This is a genomic window from Stenotrophomonas sp. YJH_SMC_133 (genome assembly GCF_059370655.1).
The window spans coordinates 66,765-81,707 of the sequence record NZ_JCAFTW010000006.1 but is presented as its reverse complement, the minus strand read 5'-3'; the positions used below and the strand labels follow the sequence as shown (position 1 = coordinate 81,707).

At 67.0% G+C, this 14,943-nt stretch carries 15 protein-coding genes; 10 read left to right on the top strand and 5 right to left on the bottom strand.

Translation table 11 applies throughout. From position 1 onward, the window contains the following. Window positions 1-92: 92 nt before the first annotated feature. Complete coding sequence (locus tag AC5P78_RS10115) at window positions 93-2,285, top strand: TonB-dependent receptor (protein ID WP_012480377.1); 2,193 nt, start codon at window positions 93-95, stop codon at window positions 2,283-2,285. Window positions 2,286-2,442: 157 nt separating this feature from the next. On the opposite strand, the gene AC5P78_RS10110 is transcribed toward AC5P78_RS10115, so the two are convergent. Beyond that, window positions 2,443-3,108, bottom strand: a complete 666-nt coding sequence (locus tag AC5P78_RS10110; RefSeq protein WP_005409805.1) for a TraX family protein — start codon at window positions 3,106-3,108, stop codon at window positions 2,443-2,445. 113 nt (window positions 3,109-3,221) lie between these two features. On the opposite strand from AC5P78_RS10110, the gene pip reads away from it, so the two are divergent. The 7 genes from pip (at window position 3,222) to AC5P78_RS10075 (ending at window position 10,921) form a co-directional block, all read left to right on the top strand. Further along, the gene (pip, locus tag AC5P78_RS10105) at window positions 3,222-4,169 is read left to right on the top strand and encodes a prolyl aminopeptidase (RefSeq protein ID WP_138969966.1); all 948 of its coding nucleotides are present in this window, start codon (window positions 3,222-3,224) and stop codon (window positions 4,167-4,169) included. Between the two features lie 424 nt (window positions 4,170-4,593). Next, window positions 4,594-4,893 (top strand): hypothetical protein, encoded by a 300-nt coding sequence (locus AC5P78_RS10100; protein ID WP_005409807.1) that lies wholly within the window; start codon window positions 4,594-4,596, stop codon window positions 4,891-4,893. Window positions 4,894-4,956: 63 nt separating this feature from the next. Beyond that, window positions 4,957-7,716, top strand: a complete 2,760-nt coding sequence (gene mgtA, locus AC5P78_RS10095; RefSeq protein ID WP_099498295.1) for a magnesium-translocating P-type ATPase — start codon at window positions 4,957-4,959, stop codon at window positions 7,714-7,716. 31 nt (window positions 7,717-7,747) lie between these two features. Further along, on the top strand, window positions 7,748-8,485 hold the full coding sequence (locus AC5P78_RS10090; RefSeq protein WP_049448085.1) for an MgtC/SapB family protein: 738 nt from the start codon (window positions 7,748-7,750) through the stop codon (window positions 8,483-8,485). A 234-nt stretch (window positions 8,486-8,719) separates the two neighbouring features. After that, complete coding sequence (locus AC5P78_RS10085; RefSeq protein ID WP_099561429.1) at window positions 8,720-9,775, top strand: sensor histidine kinase; 1,056 nt, start codon at window positions 8,720-8,722, stop codon at window positions 9,773-9,775. Beyond that, window positions 9,768-10,409 (top strand): response regulator transcription factor, encoded by a 642-nt coding sequence (locus tag AC5P78_RS10080; protein ID WP_012480382.1) that lies wholly within the window; start codon window positions 9,768-9,770, stop codon window positions 10,407-10,409. The genes AC5P78_RS10085 and AC5P78_RS10080 overlap by 8 nt, the downstream gene beginning before the upstream one ends. After that, entirely contained in the window at window positions 10,406-10,921 is a 516-nt protein-coding gene (locus AC5P78_RS10075) for a DUF1697 domain-containing protein (protein WP_012480383.1), read from the top strand. Before AC5P78_RS10080 ends, AC5P78_RS10075 begins: the two co-directional genes overlap by 4 nt. Here AC5P78_RS10075 and AC5P78_RS10070 read toward each other — a convergent pair. The 4 genes from AC5P78_RS10070 to AC5P78_RS10055 form a co-directional block, all read right to left on the bottom strand. Beyond that, window positions 10,918-11,310, bottom strand: a complete 393-nt coding sequence (locus tag AC5P78_RS10070) for a DUF3224 domain-containing protein (protein ID WP_005409813.1) — start codon at window positions 11,308-11,310, stop codon at window positions 10,918-10,920. The two genes, AC5P78_RS10075 and AC5P78_RS10070, sit on opposite strands and share 4 nt — an antisense overlap. Before the next feature lie 33 nt (window positions 11,311-11,343). Beyond that, entirely contained in the window at window positions 11,344-11,778 is a 435-nt protein-coding gene (locus AC5P78_RS10065) for an EamA family transporter (protein ID WP_414498191.1), read from the bottom strand. Window positions 11,779-11,865: 87 nt separating this feature from the next. Then, on the bottom strand, window positions 11,866-13,038 hold the full coding sequence (locus AC5P78_RS10060) for a low temperature requirement protein A (RefSeq protein WP_414498190.1): 1,173 nt from the start codon (window positions 13,036-13,038) through the stop codon (window positions 11,866-11,868). Window positions 13,039-13,047: 9 nt separating this feature from the next. After that, complete coding sequence (locus tag AC5P78_RS10055; protein ID WP_005409816.1) at window positions 13,048-13,314, bottom strand: hypothetical protein; 267 nt, start codon at window positions 13,312-13,314, stop codon at window positions 13,048-13,050. Window positions 13,315-13,518: 204 nt separating this feature from the next. Between AC5P78_RS10055 and AC5P78_RS10050 the strand changes: the two genes are divergently transcribed. Further along, window positions 13,519-14,043, top strand: coding sequence for an RNA polymerase sigma factor (locus AC5P78_RS10050; protein ID WP_012480387.1), 525 nt, complete (start codon window positions 13,519-13,521; stop codon window positions 14,041-14,043). Further along, window positions 14,040-14,891 (top strand): FecR family protein, encoded by an 852-nt coding sequence (locus AC5P78_RS10045; protein ID WP_049395957.1) that lies wholly within the window; start codon window positions 14,040-14,042, stop codon window positions 14,889-14,891. The genes AC5P78_RS10050 and AC5P78_RS10045 overlap by 4 nt, the downstream gene beginning before the upstream one ends. Window positions 14,892-14,943: the final 52 nt, after the last annotated feature.

Sequence of the window (14,943 nt, the reverse complement as noted above, 5' to 3'; positions counted from 1 at the left end):
CCAGCCAACAACCCTGCGCTGCGCCCTCTCCCCGTGCTTGCCGTCGGCAGCGCGCCAGGCGCGCTCGCGCCTGCGATTCACAGGACTCTGGCATGACCGTTTACAACTTCACTTCTGCACAGCATCGTGCTGCCGCATTCTCAGGCCTGATGCATCCGCCGGGCATGCACCTGCGTTATCGGGTGTCCGCCTTGGCGTTAGGGCTGCTGGCCTCGTTTGCCGCCCTGGCCGACACTGCACCGTCCACCCTGCCCTCGGTGCAGGTGCAGGAACAGCGCCGGGTCACTGCGGACTATGCGGGCGGGCAAGTGGCCGCCGGCAGCCGCGTCGGCCTGCTCGGCGACAAGGACTTCATGGACACGCCGTTCAGTACGGTCAGCTACACCGAGTCCTTCATCCGTGATCGCCAGGCCAAGGACCTGACCGACGTCATCGCCGCCACCGACCCTACGGTGTTCAGCAACGGCGTCACCGGTGCGTGGAGCGAGAACTACGCGATCCGAGGCTTTGCCTCCAACACCAGCGACACCACGTTCAATGGCCTCAGCGGCATGGCGCCCTACTACCGCACCTCGCCGGAAATGTTCGAGCGCATCGAGGTGCTGAAGGGACCGTCTGCGCTGCTCAACGGCATGCCGCCGGGCGGCTCGGTCGGTGGCAGCGTCAACCTGGTGCCCAAGCGTGCGGGTGAGCTGCCATTGCTGCGGGTCAGTGCCAACTTCGCCTCCGACGCGCAGTTCGGCACCCATGTGGATATGGGTCGCCGCCTCGGTGCCGACAAGCAGTTCGGCATCCGCTTCAACTTTGCCTACCGTGATGGTGACGGCGCCGTCGGCAAGCAGCGCAAGAAGGTACAGCTCGGTTCGCTGGCACTGGACTGGCGCGGCGAACGTGCGCGGCTGTCGGCCGATCTGTACAGCGCCGACGATCGCGTGGACGGCCCGGCACGTGGCGTCGGCCTGGCACCGGGCGTGGCCATTCCGCGGCCGCCGCGTGGCGATACGCTGATCAACCCGGACTGGGCCTACGTGGACAGCCAGGACAAGGGCGCAATGCTGCGCGGCGAACTGGATATCAACGATAGCCTGATGGCCTATCTGGCCTACGGCACCAGCAAGACCGACTACCGCTACAACGGTTCGATCAGCGCGCAGATCCTCAATCCGGCTGGCGACTTCACCACGGTGATCGGCCAGCTCGCCTTCGACATCAAGAAGCAGTCCGGAGATGCCGGCCTGCGCGGTTCCTTCCACACCGGCAGCGTCGGCCACCAGTGGGCCGCCAACGTGACCCACTACCAGCACACCCAGAACGACTACGGCCGGCGCAGCGTACCCGGCTGGGACTGGACCACCAATCTGTACAACCCGGTGTGGGGACCGGCCGCGCCGTTCATGGCACCGCACATCTCGCATACCGAGCTGACGCTGGACAGCCTCGGCTTCGCCAACACCCTGTCCTTCTCCGATGACCGCGTGCAGTTGACGCTGGGTGTGCGTCGCCAGCAGGTGGTCAGCGAGACCTTCAGCGTCGCTACCAGTGCGCGCACCTCGCGCTACGACAAGAGCGCGACCACCCCTGCGGCTGCATTGCTGGTGAAGGCCACCGACACGCTCTCCCTCTACACCAACTACGTCGAAGGCCTCAGCCAGGGTGCTACCGCGCCGATGACCGCAGCCAACGCCGGCGATGTGTTCGCACCGTTCCGCACCAAGCAGAAGGAGCTGGGCCTGAAGCTGGACCTGGGCAGCTTCGCGCACACCTTCAGCGTGTACGAGATCAAGCGACCGAGCAGCTACACCGATCCGATCACGAACATCTTCTCGCTTGGTAGCGAACAACGTAACCGCGGGGTGGAATGGGGCTTCTTCGGCGCACCGATGGACGGCGTGCGCCTGCTCGGTGGCGTGGCCTATGTGCAGCCGAAGCTGACCCGCACGGCCGGCGGCGTGAATGAAGGACGCATAGCCACCGCCGTGGCGCAGCGGCAGGCCAAGCTGGGCATGGAATGGGATGTGCCGACCTTGCAGGGCCTCACCTTGACCGGCAATGCCACGGCGATGTCGAAGCAGTACATCAGTGCCGACAATAGTCTGTCGGTGCCGGGGCGTACGTTGTTCGATGTCGGGGCGCGCTACAGCACCACCGTGGCGGGTCGACCGCTTGCGCTGCGCGCCAGCGTGAACAACGTGACCAACAAGGCGTACTGGGGCATGCCGTTGCTTTCAAGCCTGGCGCTGGGTGCACCGAGGACGGTGTTGCTCTCTGCGACGATGGACTTCTGAGCCGGGCGACAAACTGTCAACGGGATCCACGCATGGCGTGGATCTGCCGGAAACTGTAGAGCCAGGCCATGCCTGGCTGGGTTCCATGGTGATCCGCCAAACGCATCCACGCCTGGCGTGGATCTACCGACACAAGGCACGACCACGCACGCACTGATCACGAAAGCACGCGCGCCACCACCGCCAGCACCGCCAGATGCCCCACGTAGTACCCATAGAACACCCAGCGCCAGCGCGGCAGTCGCCACGGCACCCGCGTCGCCAGCACGACCACCGGAACAGCCAGCAGTGCCCAGCCGTTGTGGTTGACCCCGCACACCGCTGCAAGCCCAACCAGCAACAGCCACCACGCCCGATGCCGGAACGCGATCCAGGCCAGCAGCACAGCGCCAACACCGGCCCACTGGTAGTCCACGAACATCGGCAGCACGCCGGCAGCCAGCAACAGCAGCACAGGCCGATTGTTCGCAAACGCATGCACGGCCACCACTGCCAAGGTGAAGGTGAGCAGGATGTTGAGCGGCAGCCAGGAACCGAACGCCAGTGCGTGCAATGGCTGCGCAATCAGCCCCCATAGCGCCAGCCGGCGGATCGATTTGCGCAGGTCGGCGCCCGGCTGGGCCAGGTTGCAGGCCATCACCAGCGCGAACAGCGGGAAGGCGATACGCCCCAGTTCGCTGACCACCGGCACGTAGCCCCCGAAGACCACCTTGGCCACGTGGTCGCCGGTCATGGCCAGCAGCGCGATCCACTTCAGCAGCTCGCGCGCGCCGCTGCCGAGGGTGAGGTTGAACGTGGACGTCCCGGTCGTGGTCGCTTGCATCGCGGAAGCTTATGCGCATCGGCCAGCGCATTTCCAGCGCCGCGCAGGAGGCCACCGCTGCAAGCCGCAGGTGGCGGCGCTATGCTGGCCACCCTGCTTGTGAGATGCCCGCCATGCGCACCCTGTACCCCGCCATCGAACCCTACCGCGAGTTCACCCTGAAGGTGAGCGATCTGCACACGCTACATGTAGAAGAGTGCGGCACGCCCGAGGGCATTCCGGTGGTGTACCTGCACGGCGGCCCGGGCGCCGGTATCTCGCCGACCCATCGCCGCTTCTTCGACCCGACGCGCTACCGCATCGTGTTGATCGACCAGCGCGGCAGCGGCCGTTCCACGCCGTTCGGCGAGCTGCGCGACAACACTACGCAGGACCTGGTGGCCGATATCGAGAAGGTGCGTGAGCATCTGGGCATCGAACGCTGGCTGGTCTATGGCGGCTCCTGGGGTTCGACCCTGTCACTGGCCTACGCGCAGGCGCATCCCGAGCGCGCCACCGGCCTGATCGTGCGTGGCGTGTTCCTCGGCCGCGAAATGGAGAACCGCTGGTTCGCCGAGGCCGATGGCGGTGCGCGCTGGATCTTCCCGGAGCGCTGGGACCGTTATGAGGCCTACATTCCCGAAGCCGAGCGTGGCGACATGATCGCGGCCTACTGGACGCGCATGGATGGCCCGGATGAAGCGATCCGCATCAAAGCCGCACAGTCCTGGCTGGGCTGGGAAGACAATGCCGCCACCCTGCAGCACGACGTGGATGCGCAATCCACCGATGATCCGCTGGATACGCTGGCCAAGGCCCGCATCGAAGCGCACTACTTCCGCAACGGCATCTTCCTGGAACCGGACCAGCTGCTGCGCAACATTGATCGCATCCGCCACCTGCCCGGCGTGATCGTGCAGGGACGCTACGACATCATCTGTCCGCCGCGCAGCGCGTGGGACCTGGCCAAGGCGTGGCCGGAAGCGCGCCTGGAGATGGTGACCTCCGGCCACAGCGCCAACGAGCCGGCCACGGTCGATGCGCTCGTGCGCGCGACAGATGCCTTTGCCGACCGCTTCTGAACAGGTGGGTAGTGCCGGCCGCTGGCCGGCATCCCACCGTGCGAGGTAGTAGCGTCGACTGTGAGTCGACTGCAGTTGGCGACACTGCTTCGAGGCCCGCGCTGCGCGCGATAGTCGATTCACAGTCGACTCTACGGGGCCGGGTATCAGGTGCCAGTCACACCACCCGGCAATACCAAGGTATAGCCCAGCTAACCCACGAGCCTCTAGGCCAGCCCCATTCAGGGGCGGACAATAGCGCCATTGGCCAGGGCAATCCTGGCCGGCACCCTCCCCTCCTGGAGACGCAGATGGACCCCGACCCTGCCGGGCGCACCGCGCCCCCGATGCCCGCAATCCGCCTGTTCCTGGCGCCTGCCCGCCGGTCCCTGCCTGCCTGAGTGACGGGGGACCGCCAGGCGCCGCTTGCCTGGAGATCGCCCCCATGTCCTACAAGATCCTCTACATCACCCTGCGCCGCCTGATCGGCGAGCGCGATGTTGCCGGCCTGCGCAGCCAACTGTTGCAACACGGCCCCGTGATGTTCGCCCGTTCGCTGTCGCTCGGTTCGCCGCGCGTGGTGGCCGATGCGCTGTCGCTGCTGCCGATCAGCGAGCGCATCACCGTGCTGCGTCATCTGCCCTACCCCCTGCGCGATGCCATGAAGCCGCTGTGCATCGGCGGCAGCCAGCGCCTGCACATGCAGCCGTGGTCGCCGGCGGTGCTGGCGATGCGCCACGCCTGACCTGTTCCAACCGTTCCGTTCGTGTTCCGGCCGCGGCCGGCTCTGACATTCGAGGAGAGTCCCATGAGCCTGCTCAACGCCTGGTTCAATGCCTTCCTGCGCAGCCGTCGCGCAGGCAACCTGTTCCGCCGCCGTGCGATGCCCGAAGCTGGATTCGGCCCGGGCAGCGCCGAAGCTGCGCCGTTCGCGCTTACCACCGGCCTGGTCACCCTCGCCCAGCAGGAGGAAGCCGAGCTGCTGGCCACGCTGGAATCGCACGCCGACGGCCTCAGCCCGCATGAGGCCGAGGAACGGCTGGCCACGCTTGGCCCCAACGAGGTGGATCACGAAAAGCCGCTGCCGTGGTGGCGGCACCTGTGGCAGTGCTACCGCAATCCGTTCAATCTGCTGCTGACCGTGCTGGCGGCGGTGTCCTGGCTGACCGAGGACATCAAGGCCACCGTGGTGATCGGTGCGATGGTGCTGCTGTCCACGCTGATCCGCTTCGTGCAGGAGGGGCGTTCGAACCGTGCCGCCGAACGACTGAAGGCACTGGTCGGTAATACCGCACGCGTGCTGCGCCGCAATCCGGGTACCGAAGCCGCCGATGTGGCTGACCAGTACTTCGGTGCGCACCTGCACAGCCGCCGTCCGGCGCGCCTGCTGGACCTGCCGATCCGTGAGCTGGTGCCCGGCGACCACATCGTGCTGTCGGCAGGCGACATGATTCCGGCCGATTGCCGCGTGCTGACCGCCAAGGACCTGTTCGTCGCCCAGGCCGCGATGACCGGCGAATCGCTGCCGGTAGAGAAGTTCGCGCACCCGGGCGACGGCCTGGCCGGCCTGCTGGAACAGCACAACCTGCTGTTCATGGGCACCAATGTGGTGTCCGGAACGGCCACCGCCGTGGTGCTGGCCACCGGCAACCGCACCTACTTCGGCACGTTGGCCCAGCGCAGCGCCGCCACCGACCGTGCGCCGACCGCATTCCAGGCCGGCGTCAACAGTGTCAGCTGGCTGCTGATCCGCTTCGCGCTGGTGATGGTGCCGTTCGTGCTGCTGATCAACGGCTGGACCAAGGGTGACTGGACCGAGGCGTTTCTGTTCGCGCTGTCGGTGGCGGTGGGCCTGACGCCGGAGATGCTGCCGATGATCGTCACCTCCACCCTGGCCAAGGGTGCGGTGCTGCTGTCGCGGCGCAAGGTGATCGTCAAGCGCCTGGATGCGATCCAGAACTTCGGCGCCATGGAAGTGCTGTGCACCGACAAGACCGGCACCCTCACCCAGGATAGGATCGCACTGGAGCGTCACACCGATGTGTTCGGCCACGATTCGGAAGACGTGCTGAAGTTCGCTTACCTCAACAGCCACTTCCAGACCGGGCTGATCAACCTCCTGGATCGCGCGGTGCTGGAGCACGTGGAGCTGCAGAGTTCGCTGCGGCTGTCGCAGGACTACCACAAGGTGGATGAGATCCCGTTCGATTTCGAGCGCCGCCGCATGTCGGTGGTGGTGTCCGAGCGCGAGGACCACCATGAGCTGATCTGCAAGGGCGCGGTGGAAGAGATGCTGGCGGTGTGCAGCACCGTTCGCGAGAACGGCCAGGACATGCCACTGGACGAGCACCGCCTGGCCCGCGTGCGGCAGACCACCGAGGAACTGAACGAGCAGGGCCTGCGCGTGGTGGCGGTGGCGATGAAGGAGACCGCGGCCAGTCAGAGCGCCTACTCGCAAGCGGACGAGTGCGGGCTGACCCTGGTCGGCTACGTGGCCTTCCTGGACCCGCCGAAGGAGTCCGCTGCGCAGGCGCTGCAGGCGCTGACCGCACACGGTGTCGAGGTCAAGGTCTTCACTGGCGACAACGAACTGGTGACCGCCCGTGTCTGCGCACAGGTGGGGCTGGACGCGGACACCATCCTGACCGGCCCGCAGATCGAGCGCATGGACGACGGCGCGCTGTCGCGGGCGCTGCACCACCATCGCGTGTTTGCCCGGCTGACGCCGCTGCACAAGGAGCGGCTGGTACGCGAGCTGCGCGCGCAGGGCAAGGTGGTCGGCTTCCTCGGCGACGGCATCAACGATGCACCGGCGCTGCGCGCAGCCGACATCGGCATCAGCGTGGACAGCGCGGTGGACATCGCCAAGGAGGCGGCCGACATCATCCTGCTGGAAAAGAACCTGATGGTGCTGGAAGAAGGCGTCATCCAGGGCCGGCGCACGTTCAACAACATGCTGAAATACATCCGCATGACCGCCAGTTCCAACTTCGGCAATGTGTTCTCGGTGCTGGTGGCCTCGGCCTTCCTGCCGTTCCTGCCGATGCTGCCGCTGCAGCTGCTGGTGCAGAATCTGCTGTACGACATCTCGCAGATCGCCATCCCGTTCGACAACGTGGACGAGGAGCTGGTGCGCAAGCCACTGAAGTGGAACCCGGCGGACATCGGCCGCTTCATGGTGTTCTTCGGGCCGATCAGCTCGATCTTCGACCTGACCTGTTTCGCGCTGATGTGGTACGTGTTCGATGCGCGCACGCCGGCCGACCAGGGCCTGTTCCAGTCCGGCTGGTTCGTGGTCGGCCTGCTCACCCAGACCCTGATCGTGCACATGATCCGTACGCCGAAGCTGCCGTTCCTGCAGAGCATCGCCGCGCCTCCACTGCTGCTGATGACCGGCCTGATCATGGCCATTGGCGTGGCCCTGCCGATGAGCCCGCTGGCCGGCTACTTCAAGCTGCAGGCGCTGCCGGCCGGCTACTGGCCGTTCCTGGTGGCGATCCTATTCGGCTATGCGGTGCTGACCACTGCGCTGAAGCGGTTCTACATCCGTCGTTACGGCTGGCAGTAAGCGCCCGCCGCCTTGTCCAGGGAGAATCACAATGGACATCAATCCGAACCTGCCGGCGTTCAACGCCGGCGCAACCCTGAGTTCGCTGATCAGCCTGTCGGTGGCGTTCGTGCTGGGCACGGCCATCGGCCTGGAACGGCAGCTGCGCCAACGCACCGCCGGCCTGCGTACCAATACGCTGGTGGCGGTGGGCGCGGCGGTGTTCGTCGACCTGGCCGTGCGCTTCCATGACCTGTATGGCGGACCACCCTCGCCGCTGCATGTGGTGGCCTATGTGATCTCCGGCGTCGGCTTCCTCGGCGCCGGCGCGATCATGAAGGACGGCGCGCAGGTGTCCGGCCTGAACACCGCCGCCACCCTGTGGGGATCGGCAGCGGTGGGAGCATGTGCAGGTATCAAGCTGCTGCCGGAAGCGGTCCTAGCCGCCGTCTTCGTGCTGGCCGCCAACACCCTGCTGCGGCCGGTGGTGAACCGCATCCAGCGGCAGCCACTGCCGGAAGCGTTCAGCGAGGCGACCTATGCGATCAACGTGGTCTGCCAGCGCGAGCAGCAGGCCGAGGTGCTGGACCAGCTGTTGCTGCTGCTTGAGCAGGCACAGTACCCGGTGCGCGCGGTGGACCAGCGCCCGTTCGGCGAGCGCGACGTGGAGATCGAAGCGGTGCTGTATGCCACCACGGTGGATGCCGGTGAGCTCGATGCCGTGCTGGCCACCCTGGCGACCACGCCCGGTGTGCTGCAGGGCTTCTGGAACGCCAGCCTGGAGGAGTAGTGCCGGCCGCTGGCCGGCAACCTCGTGATCTCCGAAGCACCGTGCATCGCTTTGGTGGGTGCCGACCGTTGGTCGGCACAAACCCTCATCGCCCCGCCATTCAATTGCTGTGCCGACCAACGGTCGCCACCTACCAGGAGCCGGCACCCACAGCACAAGAGCACGCCGGCACAGGTCGGCATCCACCAATGCCGGCTTTGCTATCCTTTCCGCCCACGCCCGGGAGCTTCCCCGATGCCATCGCTGTCGCCCCGCCGCCCGCTGGTGCTGCTGGCCCTGATCGTCGTGATGGCGGCGATCTTCCTGATCGACACCGTCACCGATTACGCCGTCGCTGCGGCCTGCTTCTACGCAGCGGTCATCCTCGCGGCGTCGCGCGTGCTGAGCGCGCGCGGGCTGATCACCCTGGCCATCGCCTGCATCGCGCTGACCGCCCTCAGCTTCTTCCTGACCCGCTTCGGCACCTACCGCATCGGCCTGGTCAACTCGGTGATCGGCATGCTGGTGATCGGCATCACCACCTATCTCGCCCTGAACATGGAAGCGGCCAAGGCCGCCGTGCAGGAAGCGCAGGGCCGCCTGCTCAGGGTGGCACGCGCCTCCACCGTAGGCGAGCTCACCACCTCCATCGCCCATGAAGTCAACCAGCCACTGGCCGCCATCGCCAGCAGCGCCGAAGCCTGCCAGCGCTGGCTGGCACAGGACCCTCCGAACGTGGACAAGGCCCGGCAGACCGTGGCCCGCATCCTGGCCGACGCGCACCGCGCCGGTGACGTGATCGCCCGCATCCGGTGCCTGACCCAGGGCGCGGCACCGGAACGACGCGCCTTCGACCTGAATCAGGCGGTGGAGGAAATGCTGGCGCTGTCGCGCAGCGAGCTGGACCAGCACGGCGTGGCGGTGGCGCTGCTGCTGGACGCCGACCTGCCGCCGGTACACGCCGACCGCGTGCAGGTGCAGCAGGTGATCGGCAACCTGATCCTCAATGCGGTGGACGCGATGGAGCCAGTCCCTGCTGCGGACCGGCGACTGTCGCTGCTGACCCGGCGTGACGGTCAGCGGGTCAGTCTCAGCGTGCGCGACCGTGGTGTCGGCCTGCCCGCCGATCATCCCGAGCGAGTATTCGATGCATTCTGGACCACCAAATCACATGGGCTCGGCCTGGGCCTCAGCCTGAGCCGTTCGATGATCGAAGCCAATGACGGCCAGATCCGCGCCGAACGACCAGCAGGCGGCGGTGCCTGCTTCGTGTTCGACCTGCCCATTGCCTCGGACGTTCAACATGCGTAAGCCCGCTGCCCCAGCCATCGATCCAGCGCCCATCGTCTACGTGGTCGACGACGACCCGTCGGTGCGCGCCGCACTGGAAGACCTGCTGGCCTCGATGGGCCTGCAGGTGCGGGCCTTCACCTCCACCCAGGCCTTCCTCGAACACGACCTGGAAGACGCGCCAGCGTGCCTGGTGCTGGACGTGCGCATGCCCGGCCAGAGTGGGCTGGAGTTCCATCGCACGATGGGCAGCCTCGGCCTGCAGCTGCCGGTGGTATTCATCACCGGCCACGGCGACATCGCGATGGGCGTCAACGCGATCAAGGACGGTGCCATCGAGTTCCTGACCAAGCCCTTCCGTGACCAGGAGCTGCTCGATGCCATCCACAAGGGCATCGAGATCGACCGCCAGCGCCGCCGCGACGGCGAGGCACTCGGCGCGCTGCAACTGCGCTGGGACACCCTCAACGCCGGCGAGCGCGAGGTGGTCGATGGCGTGGTACGCGGCCGGCTCAACAAGCAGATCGCCGGCGACCTCGGGGTGAGCGAGATCACGGTGAAGGTGCGCCGCGCGCAGGTGATGCGCAAGATGGGCGCGCGCACCCTGGTTGACCTGGTACGCATGTATGACCGCCTGCAGGCGGGGACGCCATGAACGTCCACGTCGCCTTGCTGCGCGCGGTCAACGTCGGCGGCACCGGCAAGCTGCCGATGCGCGAACTGGTGGCGATGTGTGAGGACGCAGGCTTCGCCGATGTCCGCACGTACATCGCCAGCGGCAACGTGGTGTTGCGCAGCTCGCTCGACGAAACAGGCGTGCGCCAGGCCCTCGGCCAGCGGCTCCAGGCCTATGCCGGCAAGCCGGTGGGCGTGCTGGTGCGCTCGGCCAACGAGATTGCCGGCGTGGTGGCACGCAATCCGTTTGCGCAGGCGGCCGGCAACCGTGTGGTCGCCCTGTTCCTCGACGGCAGCCTGCCCGCCGACCCGCTGGACGGCGTGACCGGCCGGCGCGACGAACAGCTCGCACTCGGCACGCGCGAGATCTTCATCCACTACGGCGCCGGCATGGCCGACTCGCGCCTGCGCATTCCCGGCGCGGCACAGGGCACGGCGCGCAACCTCAACACCGTCGCCCGGCTCGCGACGATGGCAGCGGAACTCCGCTAGGGTTCTTCCGGAAGGCTGTAGAGCAACCGGTAGTCATGGCGGCCCTCGCTGATGGTGATCTCCAGCGTGCCGGCCAGGCCGAGCAGCCCGTCGCTGCCGGAATCGGGTACCACCACCACGCTCAGCTGCGGCGTGCCACGGGTCATCAAGCCGTTGTGCTGCAGGGTGAACCCACCGTGGCGCCCGGCCAGCGTGGCCGTCACCCGCTCCATCGCCACGTAGCCGGCCGAGCCCTGCACCGGGCTGCGGAAGGCCAGCATCTGGCCGACACTGCTGCCCTGCAGGTCACCATGGAAGACCTTGTCGATCGACATCACCCCGATCGGGCCGTCGTTGCCACTGATCGGCAGCAGGTTCACTTCAAAGGTACCGCGCGCTTCGCCCTGCATCCTGCTCTCCCTCGTCGATGGGTTTGAACGCTGCTACTTCTTCGTCGCCAGTACGATCACCCCGGCCAGCACCAGGCCGATGCCGCTCCATTCCCGCAGGGTCGGACGTTCACCCAGCAACAGATAGGCGAGCACGATCACCAGCACCACGCTGAATTTGTCGACCACTGCCACCTTGGCCAGCTCACCACTCTGCAGCGCGCGGAAGTAGAACAGCCACGACGCACCCGTGGCCAGCGCCGACAGCACCAGGAACAGCTGCGTGCGCCCGGGCAGCAGCAACGGATTGGACCACTTGCCGTTAACCACCACCAGCGGCAGGATCACCGCCGCCACCACCAGGGTGCGGATGCCCATGGCCAGATCCGAGTCGACGCCTTTGACGCCCACCTTGGCGAACAGCGCGGTCAGCGCGGCGAAACAGGCTGACAGGCCGGCCCAGACCAGCCACTGCGGAACGTTCTGCATGCTGTGCCACTCCCGGTTCCCAGAGCACCCACTGCCCACGCTACTCCCATTGCCCGCCCGCGCAAGCACGGCAGCGACGCGTGCGGATCACGCCCGCTTCAGGCGACGCTTCAACCGCGTATCCATCAACCCCACGGCCAGCAGCACCGCACTGGTCAGCCAGCCAGCGGCCAACAGATGGGTGTGCGGCAAGACCACGCCCAACACGACCAGCGCCACGGCACCGAACAGATGCGAATACGGGGCGCGCCCGTACACAACGCGCTTGTAGAGGGCGCTGCCCAGCAGATAGATCAACGGCCCGGCGACCAGCACCGTTGCATATACCGGCGTCACCGCCGCTTCCGGGTGATCCATCACCAGGTCGTTGCCCACCGCGGTGGCGATGATGCCGGCGATCAGCAACGCATGCACGTAGTGGAAATTGGCGCCCATCCGCCCGGGGTCCTCGGAATGGGTGATCGCCGCGGTGGCGTCGCGGCTGGAGATGCCGAAATACAGCCACCACATGGCGATGGTGCCGGCGAAGGTGGCGAGCACCGCAGACACCACCGCAGCACTCCACTGCTCGACCTCGCTGAGCACGCCACCGGTAGCCAGCAGCGTCTCGCCGAGTGCGACGATGACGAACAGCTGGCAACGCTCGGCCAGGTGCCCGCCTTCGATGGTCCACTCGCGGGTGTGCGACCGGCCCAGGCCCGGAAACGCGAAACCGAACATCGGCGAGATGTATTCGCAGGCCACCGCCACCGCCCACAACGCCAGGCGCAGATTGCCCTCGGCGGCGGCGCCCGCCAGCCAGAAGCAGGCCGACACGCTCACCCACGCCAGCATGCGTCGGAAATTGGGCGCCAACGGATGGCTGCGACCGACCTCCAGCAGCACGAACGCCGTGCGCCCGACCTGCATGGTGGCGTACGCCCCCGCGAAGACCCAGGCGCGTTCAGCGAAGGCCTCGGGAATGGACGAGGACATCAACAGCGCCAGCAACATGGTGACGAACAGCAGGCTGCGGATGCGTGGCGCCTCGGGATCGAACCAGTTGCTGACCCAGCAGGCGTACTGCCAGCCCAGCCAGACCGCGAACCACAGCACCAGCGTCTGCATCACCCCGATCAGGTCCAGGTGATGCAGCAGATGGTGGCTGAGCTGGGTAACCGCAAAGACGTAGACCAGATCAAAGAACAGCTCTTCGTAGGTCACGCGGGCGTGGTGGCCATCGCGCTGGCGCAGGGCAGGCGGTCTCAGTCGTGTGCTCATGGCCGTCCTTCAGCGCGCCAGTCGCCAGTACAGCAGTCCAGCCAGCAGGGCCGGCACCGCGAACACCAGCAGCAGGATCGGCAGTTCTTCCCGCACGGCGTAGTCCGCCTTGCTCACGCCCACCCACATGTTGGCCAGCGTCACCAGCAGCCAGGTGGCGATGAACGCGAGCAGGGCCGTGGGCAACTGTGACTGGCCTACGCTCCACAGCCGCCCGAAGAGCAGGAATACCCCCAACAACAACACCCCACCCACCATCACCAGAAGCACGTGCATGGTCCATCTCCTTGAGCCTGCTTGCAGGCTAGCCGCGGCCGATTCTGCGCTCCAGACGATGATCGTGGTTTCACTTTCCAGTTCCGACGAACAATCCCCGACCCGCGCCCCACATGACAAACGCGAACGGTTCCCATTAGTATTGCGTCATCGCGCAGGGATGCCCTCCCCCGCGCGCGCCCCTTGCCCTTGCTTCCGGTCCGGATGTCCCAGCTGCCTTCCCTACCCCCTCCCGCGCTGCCGCTGGTGTCCTCGCTGGTGCGCCATTACGAGGAACTGGTGGAGTACCTGCGCCGCCGTTTCCGCTCGCCGGGGTTGGCTCGTGAGGTGGTGCACGATGTCTGCGTGCGCCTGCTGGAACGCCCGGCCGCCTACGATGCACGGCAACCCATCGCGCTGCTGCGGCGGATCGCGCACGATACGGCGGTGGATCGCTGCCGCGCCGAGGATCTGCGCCGGCACTGGGTGGAGGCGCGTGCCGAGCTGCCCGATGACGCCTGCCCGCGCCCCGGGCCTGAGCAGCAGGCGCAGGGACAACAGGCACTGCAACGATTGGGCGCCACCATCGAACGCATGCCCTGCCGCCGCCAGCAGGTCTTCATCCTGCACAAGATCCACGAACTGCCACAGGCTGAGGTTGCCCGCCGCATGGGTATCGGCCAGAAGGCGGTGGAGCGCCACCTGCGCCTGGCCATGGTCGATTGCCAACGGTCGGCTGGCCTGCGATGAGCCCACAACCGCCGCCGTCCACACCGCAACCGCCGGTCCAACCCGCAACCACCGACCAGGTGCTGGACCAGCATCGCGATGCCCTGAAGGAACGCTTCCCCATGCCCAGCGCGGATGCGCTGCAGCGTCGTCGCGGTGGACGTGCGGCGAAGATCGTCCTGCCGCTGCTGCTGATCACGGCCACGGGCGTGTTCATTGCCGACCCGGCATGGCAGGTGCACGACTATCGGAGCGCGGTGGGCGAACGCCGCGGCATCCGCCTGCCCGATGGCAGCCATCTGCTGCTCGACGCCGGTACCCATCTGCAGGTTCGCAGGCACATCCGCTCGCGGCAGGTGGTGCTGGTGCAGGGCCAGGCCCGTTTCCAGGTGCGGCACTCGACCTGGCGCCCGTTCGAGGTCGAGGCCGGGGCGGTGCATGTGCGCAACTACGGCACGGTGTTCGACGTTGACCGGCAGGGTAGCCTCAGCGAGGTAACCCTGTGGCGCGGCGAGGTGGGCGTGCGTGTGGACGGCGGGGGCGCCGAGCAGCGCCTGAAGCCGGGGCAGCGTGTGCTGGCCCAGCCAGGATCGTTGTCTCCGCCGGAAGCGGTGGACCCGGATCGAGCCGACTGGACCCGTGGGCGGTTGCAGTTCGACCGCATGCCGTTGGCCGAGGTGCTGCGCATCCTGCAGCGCTATCACGACCGTCCCATCGTGCTGGACGACCCGGTACTGGGGCCGCTGCAGGTATCAGGCGTCTTCGATGCCGACCGCGCCGAAACCGTACTCGCGCTGCTGCCCGAGATCCTGCCGGTACAGGTGCACACCGCTTCCGATGGCAGCCTGCATCTGCGCGCCCGCGATTGAATGCCACACCGAGGGTGGGTTGCGCGCCGTCCCATCCGGCAAGTGCTTGAAC

Excerpts from the sequence above, each read along its gene's own strand:
- AC5P78_RS10115 (WP_012480377.1), top strand. The coding sequence starts at position 93 with ATGACCGTTTACAACTTCACTTCTGCACAGCATCGTGCTGCCGCATTC.
- AC5P78_RS10110 (WP_005409805.1), bottom strand. The coding sequence starts at position 3,108 with ATGCAAGCGACCACGACCGGGACGTCCACGTTCAACCTCACCCTCGGC.
- pip (WP_138969966.1), top strand. The coding sequence starts at position 3,222 with ATGCGCACCCTGTACCCCGCCATCGAACCCTACCGCGAGTTCACCCTG.
- AC5P78_RS10100 (WP_005409807.1), top strand. The coding sequence starts at position 4,594 with ATGTCCTACAAGATCCTCTACATCACCCTGCGCCGCCTGATCGGCGAG.
- mgtA (WP_099498295.1), top strand. The coding sequence starts at position 4,957 with ATGAGCCTGCTCAACGCCTGGTTCAATGCCTTCCTGCGCAGCCGTCGC.
- AC5P78_RS10090 (WP_049448085.1), top strand. The coding sequence starts at position 7,748 with ATGGACATCAATCCGAACCTGCCGGCGTTCAACGCCGGCGCAACCCTG.
- AC5P78_RS10085 (WP_099561429.1), top strand. The coding sequence starts at position 8,720 with ATGCCATCGCTGTCGCCCCGCCGCCCGCTGGTGCTGCTGGCCCTGATC.
- AC5P78_RS10080 (WP_012480382.1), top strand. The coding sequence starts at position 9,768 with ATGCGTAAGCCCGCTGCCCCAGCCATCGATCCAGCGCCCATCGTCTAC.
- AC5P78_RS10075 (WP_012480383.1), top strand. The coding sequence starts at position 10,406 with ATGAACGTCCACGTCGCCTTGCTGCGCGCGGTCAACGTCGGCGGCACC.
- AC5P78_RS10070 (WP_005409813.1), bottom strand. The coding sequence starts at position 11,310 with ATGCAGGGCGAAGCGCGCGGTACCTTTGAAGTGAACCTGCTGCCGATC.
- AC5P78_RS10065 (WP_414498191.1), bottom strand. The coding sequence starts at position 11,778 with ATGCAGAACGTTCCGCAGTGGCTGGTCTGGGCCGGCCTGTCAGCCTGT.
- AC5P78_RS10060 (WP_414498190.1), bottom strand. The coding sequence starts at position 13,038 with ATGAGCACACGACTGAGACCGCCTGCCCTGCGCCAGCGCGATGGCCAC.
- AC5P78_RS10055 (WP_005409816.1), bottom strand. The coding sequence starts at position 13,314 with ATGCACGTGCTTCTGGTGATGGTGGGTGGGGTGTTGTTGTTGGGGGTA.
- AC5P78_RS10050 (WP_012480387.1), top strand. The coding sequence starts at position 13,519 with ATGTCCCAGCTGCCTTCCCTACCCCCTCCCGCGCTGCCGCTGGTGTCC.
- AC5P78_RS10045 (WP_049395957.1), top strand. The coding sequence starts at position 14,040 with ATGAGCCCACAACCGCCGCCGTCCACACCGCAACCGCCGGTCCAACCC.